General features: G+C 29.2%; 25 protein-coding genes. 1 reads left to right on the forward strand and 24 read right to left on the reverse strand.

Annotation, left to right across the window (positions count from 1 at the left end; translation table 11 throughout):
• Positions 1–67 precede the first annotated feature (67 nt).
• From FRIFI_RS10830 to FRIFI_RS10930, 21 genes are all read right to left on the reverse strand, one after another.
• Positions 68–430, reverse strand: coding sequence for an Asp23/Gls24 family envelope stress response protein (locus tag FRIFI_RS10830; protein WP_092924438.1), 363 nt, complete (start codon positions 428–430; stop codon positions 68–70).
• Between the two features lie 142 nt (positions 431–572).
• On the reverse strand, positions 573–1223 hold the full coding sequence (locus FRIFI_RS10835; RefSeq protein WP_092924436.1) for a SpoIIIAH-like family protein: 651 nt from the start codon (positions 1221–1223) through the stop codon (positions 573–575).
• Positions 1224–1248: 25 nt separating this feature from the next.
• Entirely contained in the window at positions 1249–1794 is a 546-nt protein-coding gene (locus tag FRIFI_RS10840) for a stage III sporulation protein AG (RefSeq protein WP_092924434.1), read from the reverse strand.
• A gap of 14 nt (positions 1795–1808) precedes the next feature.
• Positions 1809–2375 carry a stage III sporulation protein AF gene (locus tag FRIFI_RS10845; RefSeq protein WP_092924432.1) on the reverse strand — a complete coding sequence of 189 codons (567 nt, stop codon included), beginning with the start codon at positions 2373–2375 and terminating at the stop codon, positions 1809–1811.
• Positions 2376–2385: 10 nt separating this feature from the next.
• Positions 2386–3573, reverse strand: coding sequence for a stage III sporulation protein AE (gene spoIIIAE / locus FRIFI_RS10850; RefSeq protein ID WP_166505850.1), 1188 nt, complete (start codon positions 3571–3573; stop codon positions 2386–2388).
• 14 nt (positions 3574–3587) lie between these two features.
• Positions 3588–3974, reverse strand: coding sequence for a stage III sporulation protein AD (spoIIIAD, locus tag FRIFI_RS10855; RefSeq protein WP_166505851.1), 387 nt, complete (start codon positions 3972–3974; stop codon positions 3588–3590).
• Positions 3975–3989: 15 nt separating this feature from the next.
• The gene (locus FRIFI_RS10860) at positions 3990–4187 is read right to left on the reverse strand and encodes a SpoIIIAC/SpoIIIAD family protein (protein ID WP_092924426.1); all 198 of its coding nucleotides are present in this window, start codon (positions 4185–4187) and stop codon (positions 3990–3992) included.
• Positions 4188–4197: 10 nt separating this feature from the next.
• The gene (locus FRIFI_RS10865) at positions 4198–4719 is read right to left on the reverse strand and encodes a stage III sporulation protein AB (protein WP_166505852.1); all 522 of its coding nucleotides are present in this window, start codon (positions 4717–4719) and stop codon (positions 4198–4200) included.
• On the reverse strand, positions 4709–5677 hold the full coding sequence (spoIIIAA, locus tag FRIFI_RS10870; protein WP_092924422.1) for a stage III sporulation protein AA: 969 nt from the start codon (positions 5675–5677) through the stop codon (positions 4709–4711). Before spoIIIAA ends, FRIFI_RS10865 begins: the two co-directional genes overlap by 11 nt.
• 87 nt (positions 5678–5764) lie before the next feature.
• Positions 5765–6205, reverse strand: a complete 441-nt coding sequence (locus FRIFI_RS10875) for a hypothetical protein (protein ID WP_166505853.1) — start codon at positions 6203–6205, stop codon at positions 5765–5767.
• Between the two features lie 203 nt (positions 6206–6408).
• On the reverse strand, positions 6409–7644 hold the full coding sequence (fabF, locus tag FRIFI_RS10880) for a beta-ketoacyl-ACP synthase II (protein ID WP_166505854.1): 1236 nt from the start codon (positions 7642–7644) through the stop codon (positions 6409–6411).
• A gap of 15 nt (positions 7645–7659) precedes the next feature.
• Positions 7660–7884 carry an acyl carrier protein gene (gene acpP / locus FRIFI_RS10885; protein ID WP_092924416.1) on the reverse strand — a complete coding sequence of 75 codons (225 nt, stop codon included), beginning with the start codon at positions 7882–7884 and terminating at the stop codon, positions 7660–7662.
• A gap of 183 nt (positions 7885–8067) precedes the next feature.
• Positions 8068–8817, reverse strand: a complete 750-nt coding sequence (gene fabG / locus FRIFI_RS10890) for a 3-oxoacyl-[acyl-carrier-protein] reductase (protein ID WP_166505855.1) — start codon at positions 8815–8817, stop codon at positions 8068–8070.
• Positions 8811–9767, reverse strand: a complete 957-nt coding sequence (gene fabD / locus FRIFI_RS10895; RefSeq protein ID WP_166505856.1) for an ACP S-malonyltransferase — start codon at positions 9765–9767, stop codon at positions 8811–8813. Before fabD ends, fabG begins: the two co-directional genes overlap by 7 nt.
• Positions 9768–9782: 15 nt before the next feature.
• Positions 9783–10712: an enoyl-[acyl-carrier-protein] reductase FabK gene (fabK, locus tag FRIFI_RS10900; RefSeq protein WP_166505857.1), complete on the reverse strand. Its 930-nt coding sequence runs from the start codon at positions 10710–10712 to the stop codon at positions 9783–9785.
• A gap of 10 nt (positions 10713–10722) precedes the next feature.
• Entirely contained in the window at positions 10723–11709 is a 987-nt protein-coding gene (locus FRIFI_RS10905) for a beta-ketoacyl-ACP synthase III (protein ID WP_166505858.1), read from the reverse strand.
• A gap of 30 nt (positions 11710–11739) precedes the next feature.
• The gene (gene plsX, locus FRIFI_RS10910; protein WP_166505859.1) at positions 11740–12747 is read right to left on the reverse strand and encodes a phosphate acyltransferase PlsX; all 1008 of its coding nucleotides are present in this window, start codon (positions 12745–12747) and stop codon (positions 11740–11742) included.
• Between the two features lie 11 nt (positions 12748–12758).
• A complete protein-coding gene (gene fapR, locus FRIFI_RS10915; protein WP_092924404.1) occupies positions 12759–13316 on the reverse strand; it encodes a transcription factor FapR in 558 nt (185 codons plus the stop codon).
• A gap of 145 nt (positions 13317–13461) precedes the next feature.
• The gene (gene rpmF, locus FRIFI_RS10920) at positions 13462–13638 is read right to left on the reverse strand and encodes a 50S ribosomal protein L32 (RefSeq protein WP_071119670.1); all 177 of its coding nucleotides are present in this window, start codon (positions 13636–13638) and stop codon (positions 13462–13464) included.
• Between the two features lie 13 nt (positions 13639–13651).
• Positions 13652–14179, reverse strand: a complete 528-nt coding sequence (locus tag FRIFI_RS10925) for a YceD family protein (protein WP_092924402.1) — start codon at positions 14177–14179, stop codon at positions 13652–13654.
• Between the two features lie 149 nt (positions 14180–14328).
• Positions 14329–15525, reverse strand: a complete 1197-nt coding sequence (locus tag FRIFI_RS10930; RefSeq protein WP_092924400.1) for an acetate/propionate family kinase — start codon at positions 15523–15525, stop codon at positions 14329–14331.
• Positions 15526–15927: 402 nt separating this feature from the next.
• On the opposite strand from FRIFI_RS10930, the gene FRIFI_RS10935 reads away from it, so the two are divergent.
• Positions 15928–17208 carry a nucleotidyltransferase gene (locus tag FRIFI_RS10935; RefSeq protein ID WP_092924398.1) on the forward strand — a complete coding sequence of 427 codons (1281 nt, stop codon included), beginning with the start codon at positions 15928–15930 and terminating at the stop codon, positions 17206–17208.
• Positions 17209–17265: 57 nt separating this feature from the next.
• Here the strand turns inward: FRIFI_RS10935 and FRIFI_RS10940 are convergent, their stop codons facing one another.
• The 3 genes from FRIFI_RS10940 to FRIFI_RS10950 are packed head-to-tail and all read right to left on the reverse strand — an operon-like array spanning position 17266 to position 20681.
• Entirely contained in the window at positions 17266–18657 is a 1392-nt protein-coding gene (locus FRIFI_RS10940; RefSeq protein ID WP_092924396.1) for an FAD-binding oxidoreductase, read from the reverse strand.
• Between the two features lie 11 nt (positions 18658–18668).
• Positions 18669–19880 carry an electron transfer flavoprotein subunit alpha/FixB family protein gene (locus FRIFI_RS10945; RefSeq protein ID WP_166505860.1) on the reverse strand — a complete coding sequence of 404 codons (1212 nt, stop codon included), beginning with the start codon at positions 19878–19880 and terminating at the stop codon, positions 18669–18671.
• A 12-nt stretch (positions 19881–19892) separates the two neighbouring features.
• Positions 19893–20681: an electron transfer flavoprotein subunit beta/FixA family protein gene (locus FRIFI_RS10950; protein ID WP_092924391.1), complete on the reverse strand. Its 789-nt coding sequence runs from the start codon at positions 20679–20681 to the stop codon at positions 19893–19895.
• Positions 20682–20683 lie beyond the last annotated feature (2 nt).

The raw sequence follows: 20683 nt of genomic DNA on the forward strand, positions 1-20683 counted from the left end.
TCCTCCTCTAATTGATATTATGTACATATTACACAATAAAAAACCCTCTGATTTTCAGAGGGTTTGATTAACTTTTCTTAGCTTGCTTAGCTTCTTCTCTTTCAGCTTTTTCTTTCTTAAAGCTGATTCCTTGAACATGTATATTAACTTGAGAAACATTTAATCCTGTCATTGTCTCAACAGTGTTTTTAACATTTTCCTGAATTTTAAAAGCTATGTCTGGTATAGATACACCATACTCTATCATAACCATAACATCTAAGCTAACTTCCTCTTCTTCTACTTGTATTTTTACACCATTATTTTTAAATAATTTATCTGTTAATGTTGTATTCGTTTCAACGCCTTCTATCTCTAATGCTGCAAGACCTGCTATAGTAGATATTACATCATTAGATATTTTAACTTGTCCAAAATCATTATTTTCCATGATAAACTTACCCCCTTATATAAGGAACTATTTTATAACTATAATAATACCAAATACCATTAAACTTTGCAAGGAAATAACCTTAGTTAAATTCTAAGGTTATTGTTTTCCTTATATTAATATGTATATTTTTTGTTTTATATTAATTTTCATTGTTCATAATTTTTATATTTTCATAATCTACTTTTGCTTCTTCTGCTACTAAATCAAATACTTTTGCTGCATCTTTCTTTTCAAATTTTTTCTCATTTACTACAACATTTACACTTTCATCACTTATATATACTAGTGCATTTTCAAAACCTTTAGTACTTAATAAGTTTTCTATTTTAAGTTCAGTTTCCTGGTCTTTAACTAATTTAAGCTTCATATTTGATGCTTCTTCTCTAGCTTTATCCGAAGTAGATGGATTATTTATCATTTCGTTTAATTGTCCACTTAATTCATTTCTTTGCTTTTCTCTAGTCATTTTCATATCTAGTATATATGTAGACTTTTTCATATTTTTTTCTGATGTTAATTGACTTTTTATCTCCTTACTTGTTTCAGTTACCTTTTCATTAACTTCGCTTTTTTTACTATCTACGACTTCTACATCGTCTTCTTTATCTTTTTTATTTTCAGATTTCTTTTCTGAGTTTTTCTCTATTTGAGCTTCTTCATATGCTTTTAGCTCTTGACCTGTTTCTATAGCTGATTTTTCACTTAACTTATAATTCACAGCTCCTACTACTACTAACATCGCTGCTAAACTTACTACAACAAAACCTCTACCCTTATAATCAAACTTCATTTTTATCCCCCCAGTTTAATATTTATTACTTTGTGTATACTTCTACTTGATGCCCTGCTACCTGAAGAGCAGTTTGTACAGCATCATAAAGTGTTTCTTTAACAGTCGGGTCACTAGCCCCACTTGATACTACTATTACACCTTTTATACTTGCTTCATTAGTTTTTAATACTATTGGTTCATTTGAACCTGATGTTATTATAGTTTTATTATCACTTGATGTTGTTATAGTTCTTTCTCCTCCCTTAGTATCTTTTTCTTCTGTTTTTTCTGTAGTTGAGTTTGAATTATATGCAGGTTGAATTTCTTCACTAGACTCAAATGTTATCATTACATCTACTTCCCCAGCTCCTTCTATTTTTGATAGTATTTCCTTTAGTTTACTTTCTAAATTTTTTTCTTGATTTGAAGAGCTAGTAGTTTCTGGTTCATTTTTTTTAACTACTTCTTTTTCTTTATTATCTTTTGGTGATAAACTTGGCATTGCGATAAGAGCTATTGCACAAACTACTACTAAAGATAATAATGTGTATATCTTTTTTTTATCTTTTTCATTTAGGTTTTTAAACATTCCCACAACTCCTATTAATCAATTTCTATAGTTTCTATAGATACATCTAGTATCTCTATTAAGTCCTCTTTTAGTTTATCTTCATCTATTCCTTTTTGACTTTCATCGCTTTCATTAAAAGCTTGTTTTATTTTTTCTTTTTCTTTAGATTGTATGTCCTCTTTTCCACTTTTATTACTACTTTTTTCTTTAACTTTTATATTTTCTATATCAGATCCATTTATATCTACGTCTTCTAATTCATATCCATACTCATCTAGCTTTAGCTTTAAGACTTCTTTAAGTCCATCTTCATATCCTTTACTTAAGCTATCCTTACCTGTTTCATTTGCCAAACTATTCATACTATCTACATATTCTTTATTATATTTAGCCATAGACTTTAAAATAGTGTCCTCCAATCTAATATTAGATGAAAATATATTTATAATTGGAGTTAAAACTATAAACACAAATATGAAATTTAATACTAAATTTATATATGGTTTTATTTTAGACGATGGTAAAATCATATTAACTACATTTACTATAAAAGCACCTATTAGTATAGTTATAATCCACTGTTTTATACCTTCTAACATAACCCACCTCTTATCCTTGAGCTACTACACTTATTGAAGTTATTATTGCTACTGTAACAAAAAACATTATTGCAATTGCGATTATGCAAGCCAACATTACTACCATTAAGTTGGCTATTTCATTTAAAAAACTTGATATTTTCTCTTCTCCTATAGGCTCTACTACTATAGCAGATATTTTATAAACCAATACTACAGATAATATTTTTATAACTGGAACCAAACAAATTCCAACTATTAATACAAGGCCAATTCCTCCAAATACACCTTTTATAAGCTGCGATGATGAGAGCAGTATATCAACTGAATCAGATACAAAATTACCTACCACTGGAATAAAGTTTCCTAGGGCAAATTTAGCTGTTTTAACTGTAAAATTATCTATATTTTTTACATATAAGCCTTGCATAGATACAAGTCCTAAATATATGGTAAACATTGCTCCTATAGAAACTAAATTTATTTGTCTTATAAAAGATGATAGTTTTTTTAGTTTTATACTTTGAGATAAATTATTTACGACTAGAATTGCAAATGCTACAGAAATTGATACGAATAAAAATTGTTTAAAAATTATATTTATGAATGCAACTCCACCTATAAATATTGGGTTTAAAACTGTTGATGTAATAGGAAATCCTATAAGCACCAATAATGTTATAAGTATAGGCATTATTACTTTCATTAAATTTACGGTGGAATCTATAGTATCATTACATATTGATAGTATATCTTTAAATCCGACTAGCGTAAGAGATACTATTGTTATAAATATTATATAAGTAATTATCTGACTTATTGCTCCCGATGAAAAAGAGTTTTGTAAACTTTTAAGTAAAGATGATAATAGTGCTAGTACTAATATTAGTGATGCTACTTTTAGACTTGCTTTAAATTCATCAAATAACATATATTTTATAGATTCTTTATTAAACAAATCTGTTATTTTCTTTTCTCCACTTATAAGCTCTTTTATAAATACTTTTAAATCAACCTCTTCTACTACTACCGAATCCTGTATAAAATTTTCTATTTCTCCTATGTTTATTTTTTCTAATTGACTATCTATATAATTATCTATACTTTTCTTTGTTTCATTATAGTTTTCATCTTTATCATTTTCATTTGAAAAACTTATAGAAAAAGATGCCATAATCATAAATATCGTAAGTATAGATGCTAAAAAGCTTTTTTTCATATGTAATCATTCTCCTACGGGATAATATTTATTATCATCTCTACAATAGATAAGAGTATTGGAAAAGACATAGTCATAACTATTACTTTTCCTCCAAATTCTAATTTAGAGGCTATACTTTTTTCTCCACAATCATTACAAAGTTGTATTGCAAATTCCATAAGATAGGCTATCCCTATTAATTTTATTATTAAAGTTATATATACAGATGGTATATTAGCTTTTTGAGCTAAGTTCTGTATGCTTTCAATTATAAAGTTTAGCTTAAATATTACAGATAAAAGTATCGTTACCCCTGCAATTATTGCTATGAAATTTGCCATCTCTGGTCTTTTAGGCCTTATAATTAAACAAATAGTCATTGCCAGTATAGCGACTCCAATAAGTTTTATAATTTCCAAAGTGTCACCCCCTACTTAGTAAAGCATGAACATCGTCTTTATTGTATCAAATAAAACACTTACCTCTTTTAATACAATTGTAAATGCCATAACTACTCCTACTACAGTGACATATATTTGCCAGTCTTTTCTGCCTGAAGCATCTAATATAGTATTAATTATTGTTATTAAAAGTGCTCCTATACCTAACTTAAATATTAGTGAAATATCCATACTAATCCTCCTATATCAAAATTATTCCTATAGCCAATCCTATAATTGTAGATAATTTTTTATAAACTGCACCTTTTTTATTTATATCTTCTTTAGTTTCATTAGTTATGCCTTTTAAATTTTCTATACATAAATCAATCATTCTAGTTTGAGATTCTATATCACTTTTACCTAAAGCTAATATAAGTTTTTTAACTTCATCAACCTCCTTATCTTGTAAATAGGTTTCTTTTTTTAAAATACTTATATTGTCGTTTAAAATATCTTCTAATATTTTTTCAGTATTATTTGTAAGTCCATATTTTAACTGCATAAAAAACTTATGTGTAAAATATTCTTTCTTTAATGAAAGTCTTTCAAATATTTCTTCTAAGGTATACATACCAAAGTGCAAGTCCATTCTCATTATCTCTAATATTTTTATGAGATCATTTACTTGTTTATGCCTATTTGTATAAGCTTTGCTTATATATTCACCTATTAAGTAGCTACAAGCTACTAAAATACCTATTATTACAATTTTAATTTGCAAAATACCATCTCTTTTCTTCTAAATCATATATTTTATCAATTGTTCCTGGACCTTTTTTAGCAGAAAGTATAATTACTTTTTTAAATAATTCTTTATCTAATAATCTGTTTAACTCTTTTCTATTTTTTATATCTTCTATAGAATCACCATGTACCGTGGTTATTAAGCTAACACCACTATTTAAAGCCGTATATAAGGCATCTATTTCATCTTTACTACCTATTTCGTCTGTTACTATTAAATTAGGTGACATAGATCTAAGTAACATTATTATTCCTATGTCTTTAGGACAAGTTTCTATTATGTCAGTTCTTATACCTACATCCATTTGAGGTATTCCAAGATATGATCCTCCTATTTCATTACGTTCATCTATTAAAGCAACCTTTATACCTTTAAATCCATAATCTTTATTTCCATTACTTAAATTTCTTACTATATCTCTTACTAGAGTTGTTTTCCCACACTGAGGTGGAGATATTATTAGAGTGTTATTTACTGAATTGCTTCCTTTTATGATATGGTTTAAAATTTTATCAGAACATCCTATAACTTCCTTTGATACTCTTATATTTAAAGATGATACATGCTTTATATTTTTAACTTGTCCATCTTCAACTATTGCCTTTCCAACAATACCTACTCTATGACCTCCCCTTAATGTTATAAATCCTTTTTTTATATCATCAATAAAAGAATGTATTGAATATTTGCATATCATTTGAAAACTTTGCTCTATATCATCCTTAGTTACTATGTATGAATCATTATAGCTAGTTTCAAGCTTGTTCAAGTTTATGTTATAAAAATAGTCCTTATTATTTGAGTTTATGATAAGTGGTTTATTACAGCGTAGCCTTATCTCCTCTATACTTATGCCATCTTTTATTATATTTTTAATTTTGTCCCTTACGTTAATGGCTAGTGAATTTATAACTTCATTGCTAAGTTCATACATAACTATCCTCCTCCTTTGTATATATAAATTCTATTAAATAAACATAAAATTTATGACAACAAAAAAAGAAGTCATAAGACTCCTTATCTATTTCCATCTTTTCCATTGTACTATAAATAAAATACCTGCTAAAAATAATGCACTTCCTATACCTATATATACTGGCGACCAGTATATTGGTTTTACAAATGAACTTTCTCTAATAGTTATACCTAATGTCATCATAACAGCCATTATTATATAGCTTTTAGTGTCAAAGAATGAAAATATACATAGTTTTTCTTTATCTTTATCAGCTATCCTATCTCTATGTTTATTAACTAATTTTTTAAATATAAAATTAAAGAATATATAAAATATCACTATAGATACTATTATTGATATTATAACTTTGCTTCTTAAACTTAAAAATACATCAAGTCCAAGTTTTAAAACCATACCTCCTGCTAAAATCCATACTATTCCTGCTATTAATAGTAGATTTTTCTTATAACATCTTGGTGTTAAATTTTCCATATTAAGTCTCATCTCCATCAATTATTCTAGCTTTTTAATTATACCCTTATATTTTTATATAAAACTTTAGATACAAAATATTTTCTATACTAATTTAATTTATGATACATTAAGATTTTGAGTACTTACTTTTATATCTTACAAAAAAAACAAGTAAAGTAAATAATCCTTATAATTAAAAATAGACTTTCTACGTTTGTAGAAAGTCTATTTTACTAATATTTCTTTAATACTATAGATGCATTATGCCCACCAAACCCTAGTGAATTTGATAATGCATATCTGACTTCTTTATTTCTTCCTTTATCTAATACATAATCTAGGTCAAGTTCTTCATCTACATTTTGAACATTTACTGTAGGTGGTATAAAGTTATCTTTTATACTCATAGCACAAACTATAGCTTCTATCCCACCTGCTGCTCCTAATAAATGTCCTGTCATAGATTTTGTTGATGACACGCATAAGTCATATGCATTTTCTCTAAATACTGTTTTTATAGCTTGCGTTTCAAGCTTGTCATTGTAGTAAGTAGATGTTCCATGTGCATTTATATAGTCAACTTCTTCTATAGGAACATCTCCGTCCTTTAGAGCCATTTCCATAGAACGAGCTGCTCCTTCACCGTTTTCAGCCGGTGTCGTCATATGGTACGCATCTGCTGTTAATCCATATCCTACAATTTCAGCATATATATTAGCATTTCTTTTTAAAGCATGTTCTAATTCTTCTAGTATTAAAACTCCTGAACCTTCTCCCATTATAAATCCATCTCTATCTTTATCAAATGGTCTTGATGCAGCTTTTGGATCATCATTTCTAGTCGACATAGCCTTCATATTACAAAATCCTGCAAATGCAAGCGGAGTTATAGGAGCTTCACTTCCTCCTGCCACCATAATATCTGCATCGCCTCTTTGTACTATCTTAAAAGCATCTCCTATTGAATGTGTTCCTGATGCACAAGCTGTACATACATTTGTATTTGGTCCCTTAGCACCTAAAAATATAGATACTTGACCTGATGCCATATTTCCTATCATCATAGGAACTAAAAATGGACTTACTCTTTTATTTCCTTTTTCTAAAAGAGTTTTATGTTGTTGTTCTATAGTTTCAACTCCACCTATTCCTGTTCCTATTATTACACCCATACGATCTTTATTTATAGAATCTAAGTTTAGTTTTGCATCTTCTACTGCCATTTTTGATGCAGCTATAGCATATTGAGTAAATTTATCTAATCTTTTTATTTCTTTTTTATTTATATATTCCTCTGGATTAAAATCTTTTACTTCTCCTGCTATTTGAGTTTGGAAAGTACTAGCATCAAATCTAGTTACAGTATCAATTCCGCAAACACCAGCTTTTATATTTTTCCAAAAGTCTTCTTTATTATTTCCAATAGGTGTAACACATCCTAAACCAGTTATTACAACTCTCTTTTTCATAGAGAAATACCTCCACTATTTATTAGCTTCTATAAATTTAACTATGTCTCCTATAGATTTGAAGTTTTCTGCTTCTGTATCTGGTATTTCCACTCCAAATTCATCTTCTAAAGCCATTATTATTTCTACTGCATCTAATGAGTCAGCTTCTAAGTCCTTCATTAATGAAGTCTCCATTGTTATTTCCTTATCTTCTACGCTTAATTGCTCTCTTATTATTTCTACAACTTTTTCAAACATTTTTATTTCCTCCTAATTTTTACTTTTCAAAATTTTCAATCTTTTTATTTTGCAACTATACATACATAAAGTTTACTTTGCTAATATCACTAACCATATAACTTCTTATCTACTAATTTAAATCTATTTTCAAATGATTTATAACAAAGTTTTTAATTTATTAACAAAATTTATAAGTTTTTATTATTGCATTACCATTCCACCGTCTACGTTTATAACCTGACCAGTTATATAACTAGACATATCACTTGCCAAAAATACTACTGCATTAGCTACATCTTCTGGTTTCCCAAATTCTTTTTTAGGTATAGTGCTTAACATGCTATTTTTTATATCATCACTTAATACTTTTGTCATATCAGTATCTATAAATCCTGGTGCTACTGCATTTATATTTATATTTCTTGATGCAAGTTCTCTTGCTGTTGATTTTGTAAATCCTATAACTCCTGCCTTAGATGCACAGTAATTCGCTTGACCTACATTTCCTATTACACCTACTACAGATGATATATTTATTATTTTTCCATATTTATTTTTCATCATAGGTCTAGTAACTGCCTTAGTACAATTAAATACACCTTTTAAATTTATATCTATTACCTTGTCAAAATCTTCTTCCTTCATTTTCATAAGTAAGTTATCTTTAGTTATGCCTGCATTGTTTACTAGTATATCAACTCTACCAAATTCTTTTATAGTTTTATTTATCATTTCATTAACTTCTTCAGACTTTGATACATCACATTTTATAACTATACATTTTACACCTAAATTTTCTATCTCTTCTTTTGTTTTTAATGCTTCTTCTTCTTTTGATGTATAGTTTATAACTATATTAGCTCCATTATATGCAAGCTTTTTAGCAATCTCTTTTCCTATACCTCTAGACCCACCTGTTATTACTGCTATTTTATTTTTCAGATTTAACATACTATCTCTCCATTCTTATAGATCTCTACAAATTCTTCTAAAGAATCCATATTCTCTATATTATAAATATTTACATTTTTATCTATATTTGAAGATATCTTCTTTATAAATCCTTTTAAGGTTTTTCCTGGGCCTATTTCTATAAATGTGTCATAACCTTCATTTATTAATTTTTCTATTGAATCTTCCCAAAGTACAGAAGAACTAACTTGTGATATAAGTAAATCCTTTCCTTCATCTTCATAGTATTTTGCATTAACATTTGATACTACACTTACCTTAGGTTTTCTTATGTTTACTTTATTTAGCTCTTTAGATAATTTTATTCCTGCTTCTTTTAGCATTGATGAATGAAATGGACCACTAACATTTAACTTAACAGCTCTTTTGGCTCCATTTTCTTTTAGTAATCTTATAGCTTCATCTATCTTATTATTTTCTCCTGATATAACTATTTGACCTGGAGAATTATAGTTTGCTACTTCAACAACTCCATCATCTATATTATCTATTATGCTTTTTAGCTTATTTCTATCTAACCCTAGTATTGCAGCCATAGCTCCTTTGCCTACTGGGACAGCTTCTTGCATAAATGATCCTCTTTTTTTAACTAAAGAAACAGCATCATCAAAATCAATAGCATCTGTAGCTACTAATGCACTATACTCTCCTAATGATAATCCTAAACATGCATCATATTTTAAGTCTATTTTTTCATTTAATGACTTTAAAAGAGCTATACTATGAGTAACTATTGCTGGCTGAGTATTTTCTGTTTTAGCTAATGTTTCACCATCACCTTCAAACATTATACGTTTTAAATCCATGTCTAAAGCTTCACAAGCTTTATCTATAACTTCTTTAGCTATATTGTCATTCTCATATATATCTTTTGCCATACCTACATACTGACTTCCTTGTCCTGGAAATACTAATGCTATTTTACCCATAAGCCACCTCCTGCTTTATAAATCTATGTTTGGCATTATCTCTTTAACTTGGTTGACTATGTCACCTATAATTTTTTTACAAGGCTTAATATCTTTTACTATAGATGCTATTTGACCAGCCATAAACGATCCATTTTCAATGTCCCCATCTATAGTAGCCATTCTTAAAGAGCCTACACATTTTTTATCTATTTCTTCTGGATTTATTCCCTCTTTTTCCATACTAAGGACTTCTTTTGATAATTTATTTTTAAGAGTCCTAACAGGATGACCTGTACTTCTTCCTGTTACTATAGCATCTCTATCCTTAGATTTTATAATCATATTCTTATAATTTTCATGAACACTACACTCTTCACTACATATAAATCTAGTTCCTATTTGAACTCCTTTAGCACCTAAAGCAAGTGCTGCAACAACGCCTCTTCCATCTGCTATACCACCTGCTGCTATAACAGGTATATTAACTGCATCTGCAACTTGCGGCGTTAATACCATAGTAGTTAATTCTCCTATGTGCCCTCCAGCTTCTGTTCCTTCAACTATAACTGCATCTGCCCCTAGTTTTTCCATTCTTTGAGCTAATGCTATCGTTGGAACTACTGGTATAACTTTTACATTTGCTTTTTTGAGCTTTTCCATATACTTTGCTGGGTTACCTGCTCCTGTTGTTATCACAGGTATATTTTCTTCTATTACCAAATCTATTATTTCATCTGCAAATGGAGATAATAGCATTACATTTACACCAAATGGCTTATCTGTAAACTCCTTGCATTTTCTTATTTCTTCTTTTATTATTTCCTTTGGTGCATTACCACCTGCAATAATTCCTAATCCACCTGCATTTGAAACAGCACTTGCTAAATTAGCATTAGCAACCCATGCCATTCCGCCTTGTATTATAGGATATTGTATATTTAATAATTCACAAATTTTATTCATCATTTCCTCCTTATATACTCCACTTAATAACTGAAGCTCCCCAAGTAAGTCCTCCTCCAAAACCAACTAAGACTATATTATCACCCTTTTTGATTTTAGAGCTTCTGTATGCTTCATCCATAGCAACGGGGATTGATGCTGCAGACATATTTCCGCATTTGTGTAAATTTACATAAACTTTATCCATACTTAACTTAAGTCTTTTTGCCGATGCCTCTATTATTCTTATATTTGCTTGATGTGGTATAAGATAATCTATATCATTAGTGTCCAAACCTGCCATTTCTATAGCCTTTATGGATGCATCTCCCATTATTCTAACTGCAAATTTGTATACGTCATTTCCTGCCATTTTTATAGTGTGAAGATTATCCTCTACAGTACTTTTACTAGCTGGAAGCCTAGATCCTCCAGCTGGTATATTTAGGAAGTCTTTACCTCTTCCATCTGCACCAAGGTAAGTAGATAGTATTCCACCATCATTTACTTTACCTATAATAACTGCTCCTGCTCCATCTCCAAATAGGATAGAAGTACCTCTATCAGTATAATCTAAAACCCTTGAAAGTACTTCTGCTCCTATTACCAAGATGTTTCTATAACAGTTAGTTTCTATAAATTGTTTAGCGATAGTTAATCCATATACAAAACCTGAACATGCAGCTGATATATCAAAAGCACAAGCATTAACTGCACCTATTTTTTCTTGTACTAAGCATGCAGTTGATGGAAACGCCATATCTGGTGTAGCAGTTGCTACTATTATAAGATCAATTTCACTTGCTTGTAAATTTGCACATTCCATAGCTTTAAGCGCTGCCTTTACAGATAAATCTGATGTTGATTCATTTTCATCAGCTATTTTTCTTTCACTTATTCCTGTTCTAGTTTTTATCCATTCATCACTTGTATCTAATATTTTTTCAAAGTAAGAATTATTTAGTACCTTTTTGGGTAGATAACTTCCTACGCCCAATATACCAGCTTTTTTGTTCATATATAAATTAACCCTCCATACGAGTTTATTTTATTCTTCGCTTTCTTTATTAACTACTACAAAATCTTTTATATCTTGTAGCACGTTTCCTTTAGCAAATTTTATTCCTTGATTTATGGCATTTTTTATAGCTCTTGAATCTGAACTACCGTGTGCTTTTATAACTCCTCCATTAACTCCTAATAAAGGTGCTCCTCCATATTCAGCATAATCCATAAATGATTTTAATTTTCTTAGGTCATCTTTTAAAAGCATTGCTCCTAATTTACCTTTTGTACTTGATAAGAATGTTTCTTTTAAAAGTCCCATTACAGATATTGCAACACCTTCTGCTGATTTTAGAAGTATGTTACCTGTAAATCCATCACAAACAATTATATCTGTATAATCATTTATTACATCTCTTGCTTCTACATTTCCTATAAAGTTTAAGTCTATATTTTTTAATTCTTCATAAGCTTTTTTTACTAAGTCATTTCCTTTTCCTTCTTCTATTCCTACATTAGCTAAGGCTACCCTAGGATTAGAAAGACCTAAAACTTTTTTAGCATATATATTACTCATAGCTGCAAACTCTACTAAGTTTCTTGGTTTGCAATCTGCATTAGCTCCACCATCAGCTATAAGAGTCATTCCTTTTTTAGCATTTGGTATAGCTGGACATAAACAAGGTCTATCTATACCTTTAATTCTACCTACTACAAATAATCCCCCAGCAAGTAATGCTCCCGTATTTCCCGCTGATATAACTGCATCTGCATATCCTTCTTTTACAAGTCTAAGCGCAACAACCATTGATGAATCTTTTTTAGATCTTATCGCTTTTACTGGCTTATCTTCATTTTCTATAATTTCTGTTGTATGAATTATTTCAAGTTTTTCTTTATCAAAATCATATTTTGAAAATTCTTTTTCTAATATCTCTTTATCTCCAGTTATTACTATATTTATTCCATATTCTTTTATTGCATTAACTGCACCTTCTACATTAGATTGTGGTGCATTATCTCCACCCATACCATCAATTACTATTCTCATACATTCTCCTCCTAATCTAATTCTTCAAATATAAATTTTCCTCTAAATATTTGTTCTTGTGCTTTATTATTAATGACAACTTTGACATAATGCTTTGTACCTACATTTTTGTAGATTTCAGCCTTTGCTATAAGTCTATCCTTTTGTTCTATTAATTTCAAACATTTAACATTTGCAAACCTCATTATTACTTTTGGTGCATCTACTATAGCCATTGCTAATGAGTCTGCCATAGAAAATATATATGTATCCTTTAAAGTATTAGTTTTAGAATAGAGCATATCTTCTGTAATTTCTAGCATAGATATTCCTAATTTCCCTACTGATAAATCAATTATTTCTCCTGTAATTTCCTTAATTCCAAGAGTTTTTACCTTTGAACTTTCTGCTTCTGCAATATTTTTTACTCTCTCCCTAAGTTCAGGTATATTCAGACTCATTCTATCTAGCCTTATAGTTTGAATACTAACTTCAAATAGGCTAGCTAACTCTTCGTCTGTATAAAAAGGGTCAGCCTGTAACATTTCTATTAATTCCTTTTGTCTTTGGGCTTTACTTTTCTTTTTCATATTACCTCCAAGTTTTTATAGCTGTAATTAGTACCAGCTACTAATAGTAGTATATAGTATCACAATAAAATTATCAATACTTTTTTATTATTTTTTGTTTAAACAAAAAAAACATGTAGAGTAATCTACATGTTTTTAGAAGTTATTATTCAGATACAACTTCTTTACCTTTATAATATCCACAGTCTGGACATACTCTATGTGGTAATTTTGGCTCATGACATTGTGGGCAACTTACAAATCCAGTTGCTACCATTTTAGAGTTAGCTGCTCTTCTCATTTTAGTTTTTGATTTAGATGTTTTACGCTTTGGTACTGCCATTTACGCCACCTCCTTAGTCGTTTTTAAATATATCTTTTAATTTAGCAAAACGGGGATCAATATTCTCCTCGTCGTTCGCAGTTTCAGTGCAAGAACAATTTTCTTTATTAAGATTTGCTCCGCATCCTTGACAAAGTCCCATACAATCTTCATCACAAAGAACTCTTGGTGGTATTTTAAAGTCTAATGTTTGTTGTATAAGTTCTATAATATCTACAACTTGTCCATCATAGATGAATGCATCATCATCTTCAAAACTATCTTCATCATAGTCTTCTTTTACTAAAAAACCATTTATAGAGTATTCTATTGGTACTTCGACATCTTCTAAGCATCTTGAACATTGGTCAAGAATTGTAAAATCTACATCTACATCTAGGTATAATCCATTTTTAGTAGATGATATTTTACCATTTAAATTTATTGGTGAAACTAACTTATAGTTGTTATCACAATAACTAATAGTATCAACTTTTTGAGAAAAATTCAAGTCTAATTTGTCAGTTTCTCTTCTTATTAATTTATCTAGACTGATTTGCATTGTATTCACCTCAATCCACTACCAATTTATTATACAAATTTAGTAGATGTTTGTCAAGTATTTTTACTTGATAGATATTTTGAAAATGTTGTAAGACATAGTTTAAGGTAGGCTTTAACCTACCTTAAATATATTATAACCTATTACAATTATTTTACTAATGCAACAGTATCTCTTGCTATCATTAACTCTTCGTTAGTTGGTATTAATAATATCTTAACTCTAGAGTCTTCTGTAGATATTACTCTTTCTTTTCCTCTAACTTTGTTAGCTTCTTTATCTAAGTTCATTCCTAAGAATTCCATGTTAGAAGCTATTGATTCTCTTATTTCTATACCATTTTCACCAACACCAGCAGTAAATACAACAGCGTCAACTCCGTTCATTTCTGCAGCATAAGCTCCTATGTATTTTTGAACTCTTTGAACGTATGCATCTAAAGCAACTTGAGCTTTTTCATCACCGTTTGAAGCAGCTCCTTCTATATCTCTAAAGTCACTAGATATACCAGTCATTCCGTATACACCTGACTTTTTGTTCATTAAATCAGATAATCCTTTAGCATCTAATCCTTCTTTTTCCATTAAGAATGGTAATATAGCAGCATCTATATCTCCACATCTAGTTCCCATTATTAATCCTTCAAGTGGAGTGAATCCCATAGATGTATCAACACACTTACCACCATCAACAGCAGCTATAGAAGCTCCATTTCCTAAGTGACAAGTTATTATCTTAACGTCTTCTATGTTCTTTCCAAGCATTGCAGCAGCTCTTTGAGATACATACTTGTGAGAAGTTCCGTGGAATCCGTATCTTCTTACACCGTACTTAGTGTATAATTCATGAGGTAATCCGTATAAGTAAGATTTTTTAGGCATAGTTTGGTGGAAAGCAGTATCAAATACTCCTACCATTGGTACACCTGGAAGTATTTCTTCACAAGCTTTTATACCCATTATGTTAGCTGGGTTGTGAAGTGGTGCTAATTCTACACACTCTTCTAATGCAACCATAACTTCGTCAGTTATCTTAACTGAACCAGCGAACTTTTCTCCACCGTGAACTACTCTGTGTCCTACAGCTTCAACTTCGCTTATTTCTTTAACTCCACCGAATTTAGCATCAACAACACCGTCTAATACTAACTTTATAGCATCTTGATGGTTTTTCATTGGTTGTTCTATTATTAATTTACCTTCAACACCATCTTTTTCTTGCTTAAGTATAGAACCTTCTATACCTATTCTTTCAACTAATCCTATACATAAAACTTCTTCATTTGACATATCTATTAATTGATATTTTAATGAAGAACTACCACAGTTTAATACTAATACTTTCATTAGTATACCTCCTTAAAATTTTATGAATAATATGTAAAAAGCCTTTTAGGCTAACATTTACAATTTACTTTTTGTATACAGTAAACATTCTTTAACACTAATTAATATATCACTTTTTATTATAAAAGTACAGTACATTATCTATTTATTTGAAAATTTATTAAATTTGGTTCATAAATTAAAAGCATAAGTTTTATTATATATAAATAGTATATTGACTTTATTTAATATATTTTATATTTATATATTTACTTCATTTAAATATTTTTGCTTAACATAGATTATTTTTCTCTATTTGTTATAATATTATAATATATTATTTAAATTATTTTTTACAATATAGTTAGATTTCTACATATATTGTAATTACTCTATTATAATATTAACACAAGGAGAATCATTATGAATATACTTGGAGTAATAGTTGAGTACAATCCATTTCACAATGGACATTTACACCATTTAAATAAATCTAGACAGCTAACAAAAGCTACTCACACAGTCGCTATTATGAGCGGAAATTTTTTACAAAGAGGTGAACCAGCCTTATTTGATAAATATACTAGAGCTTCTATCGCAGTTGAAAACGGTGTAGATTTAGTTCTTGAACTTCCTACTTTATATGCTTGTCAGTCTGCTGAAATATTTGCCCACGGTGCAATAACAACTTTAAATTCATTAAATTGTATAGATTCAATTTGTTTTGGTAGCGAAGAAGGAAGTATTGATGTTTTGTATACTATAGCTAAAATACTAGTTGATGAGCCAAATGAATTTAAAGTAAATCTAAAGAAATACTTAGATGAAGGTATGCTTTATCCTAGTGCACGTAGCATGTCTTTATTTGACTATATATCTAAACATAATTTGATAGATATATCAAAAGATAAACTTTTAAATGTATTAAATTCCTCTAATAACATTTTAGGTCTAGAATACATAAAATGTCTACTAAAATTAAATAGTAATATAAAACCTTTTACGATTTCTAGAGTACAAGCTTCATACAACTCTGAAAATATAACTAGTAGTATTTGTTCTGCTACTGCCATAAGAAAATCTTTAAAAGATTACAATGATTTATCACTTATAAGTAATGTAGTTCCTAGCCAAACTTATAATATACTTAATGAAAAAATTAATAATAATTTTTTACCTATGTTTGATGAAGCTTACTTTGATATTATAAAATCTATTGTAGCTAGAGATATTAGTATATTAGATAAATATTTTGAAGTTAACGAAGGAATAGAAAATAAAATATACCAAAATATATTTAGGTCTAATTCTCTTGATGAACTTCACTTATCTATAAAAAGCAAAAGATATACATTAACTAAAATAAAAAGAACTCTTAATAATATACTACTTGGAATAACTAAAGAAGATATAAGTTACGTTAAAGATATAAATGCCGTTCCTTATATAAGAGTTCTAGCTTTTAACGATAGAGGTCGGGAAATATTAAAAGCTATTAAGAAAACTTCTGAAGTAAATATAGTAAATAAATTATCTAAAGCGTCATTTTCTATGAATGATAAATTATTTAAGACTTTGCTTGATTATGATATAAGATCGAGTAACATATATAATTTAATTTACTATAAAAACAATCCTGATTTATTAAAGGGTCCTATGGATTATTATATATCTCCTATTTACATTAAAAATAATAAAAATTAAAATCTATTTACAAATAAAAAAGCACAGTTTATTCTGCGCTTTTTTATTTAGTTTAAATTAGTATATTTTACTTGGATTTAATATATTTTTATGATCAAAAGCAGTTTTTATACTTTTTATAAGATCCATATAAGACTCACTTTGAGATTCATGTAAATATTCTTTTTTAGCATAGCCTATTCCATGTTCTCCTGAGACTTGCCCTCTAAGTTCTCTTGATTTTTCATACATACAATCAAAGCTTTCTTTTAATTTTAACTTCCAAGTTTCATCATCCATACCATCTCTTAATGTATAAACATGAAGATTACCGTCTCCTGCATGCCCAAAACTCTTTATTCTTACATTTAATTCTTTTTGTAAATCATGAGTATATCTTATAAAATCAGCAACTTTATCTCTAGGTACTACAACATCACATTCGTCCATTTCTGTTGTAGATGCTTTTATAGCTTCTAAAAATGCTCCTCTTGCTGACCATATAGATTCATTTCTTTCCTGTGTATCAGATATAAATACATCATATGCCCCATTTTTTAAGCATAAGTGGGCAACTTTTTCATATTCTTTTTCTATATCTTCTTTACTATTTCCATCAAATTTTAATAGTAGATACGCATCTGAAGTATTATCAGGGAAAGACTTTCCTAAAAATTCTTCTGCTGCAAGTATTACATCTCTTTCCATAAATTCTATCGCTGTTGGTATTGACTTTGATTTTATTATTTTAGGTACAGTTTCTATTGCTGTTGGTAAATCCTTAAAAGGAATTAATAAACTTATATCTTTTTTAGGAAGAGGTAAAAGTTTAAGTATTGCCTTTGTTACTATTCCTAATGTACCTTCTGAACCTACAATCAAATCTTTTATACTATATCCAGAACTATTTTTTACTACTTTTCCTCCTATATTAACAATATCACCATTAGGAAGTACAACTTCAAGTCCTCTTACATAGTCTCTTGTAACTCCATATTTAACAGCTCTCATTCCCCCTGCATTAGTGTTTATATTTCCACCTATTGTGGCACTTTTTTCACCTGGATCTGGCGGATAAAATAAATCTCTTTCTTGAACATATTGTCCTATAGTCATCAAAAGCACTCCTGGCTCTACTGTTAATGTTAAATTTTCTTCATCTAATTCTAATATTTTATTCATTTTGCTTAAATTAATCATTATACCACCATGAATTGCTACAGAAGCACCAACAAGCCCTGTTCCTTGTCCTCTTGGTGTTACAGGTATATTATTTTTATAGGCATATTTCATTATTTTAGATACTTGTTCTGTATTATATACATTAACAAGTACTTCTGGATATTTTTCCACTCCTCCTAATTCATCATGTGAAAAATCTTCACTTATATCTTCGCCTGCAAAGACTTCTTCTTCTCCACAAATATCTATTAAAAATCTAATATCATCATTATCTATTTTTTTATACATAGCTATTCCCCCTATTCTTCTACGGATAATGCCACTTCTAATTGCTTTTGTTCTATTTTTTCTATTAATTTAGGAACAATCTCATATATATCACCTACTAATGCTAAATGAGCAACATCAAATATCGGTGCTTTTTCATCTTTATTTATTGCTACTATGTAATCAGAACCTTGCATACCTGCTACAAACTGAACAGCCCCAGATACCCCACACGTAATTATAAGTTTAGGTTTTACAGTTCTTCCACTAAGACCTATTTGTCTTCTTGGGTCTATCCATCCAGCTTCTATTAATGGTCTTGTTCCTGCAACTTGTGCTCCTAGTCTATCTGCTAATTTATATATCATATCCATATCATCTTGCTTTTTAATAGCCCTACTTGCAACTACTATAACTTCTGCTTCTTCAAGACCTACCTCTTTCGTTTTAGGTTTACTATCTAATACATTTATATTTGATACTAATTTTTCCTTACTAATACTACATAATGTTATCTTTCCATTTGGACTTTCAACTTCTTCTGGTTCTGAGAATATTTTATATCTTACTGTAGCAAACTGTGGTCTATTATTTGGAGTATGAATATGAGCCATTATATTTCCTCCAAATGCTGGTCTTATTTGATCTAAATCTGTATTTTCTTGAATATCAAGTATTGTACAATCTGCCGTAAGCCCTGTTTTAAATCTAGCCGCAAGTCTTGGTGCTAAAGATCTTCCAAGTGTAGTTCCCCCTACTAACATTATCGTAGGTTTTATATTATTTATAAAATCTTCAACTGCTCTAGAGTATGGCTCTATTCTAAAATGTTCAAATTCTGGATTATCATAAACAAATACTTCATCTACTCCATAAGATATTAATTTATCACATTTATCTTTTATATCTTTACCTACAAATACACAATATACTGGATGATTTACTTTCTTAGCCATTTCACGAGCCTTACCTATAAGTTCATAAGTTACAGGATGTATATCTCCTTCATGGTGGTCTACATATACAGCTATTCCTTTCCATTCATCCTTGTTTATCTCTTTTTTTAGATTTTCTACAAATTCAAAAGCTCCTTTTGGTCCCTTTTTAACACAAATCTTACACATTTTACAAGCTGAATTTATTTCTATTTTTTGGTCAATTAATTCTATGGCATTAAATGGACACAATTTTAAAACTTCATCTATATTATCTATTTTCTCTTGATTTATTACTACTTTAGCCATATAAATCCCCCCTTATATTAACTTTAACTCCTTAAGTTTATTTGCTAACTTTTCACTTATTTCTTCACTACTTCCTCTTAAAACTTCTTTTTCATTATTAGAAGTTGGAGGGAATATTCTTAATACTTGGGTTGGCGAACCATTAAGTCCATAATTGTTTTCATCTTGATCTTCAAAGTCACTTAAACTATACATAGGTATTTCTCTATTTTTAGTATCTAGCTTTAATTTAAAAGAAGGTAATCTCGGTTCATATATGCCCTTTTCAACAGTTATTAAACATGGATAATTTATTTCACATTCTTCTAATGTATTTGGCATATCACACTCAACTACTATACTTTTATCTTTAATTTCTATTATTTTAGTTACATTTGTAATATGTGGTATATTTAAAAATTCAGCTATTTCTGGTCCAACTTGAGCTGTATCTCCATCAGTAGTTTGCTTTCCACATATTATTAAATCTGGATTTCCTACTTTTTTTATACCTTGAGATAGTGTATAAGAAGTTGCAAGTACATCAGCACCTGCGAATTTTCTATCACTAAGTATAGCTCCCTCATCTACTCCCATCATAAAACTTTCTTCTACAATTTGTTTTGCTTGTGGTGGTCCCATTGTCAATACTTTTAAAGTCGCACCTTTTTTTTCTTTTATTTTAAGTGCTGTCTCTAATGCGTATAAATCATATGGATTCATTTTAGAATCTACACCATCTCTTTTAAGCACACCTGTTTTTTCATCTACTTCAACTTCAGAAGTTCCTGGAACTTGCTTAATACATGTTAAAATTTCCATAC

This window comes from Romboutsia hominis, from assembly GCF_900002575.1.
Classification (GTDB): Bacteria; Bacillota; Clostridia; order Peptostreptococcales; family Peptostreptococcaceae; genus Romboutsia_C; species Romboutsia_C hominis.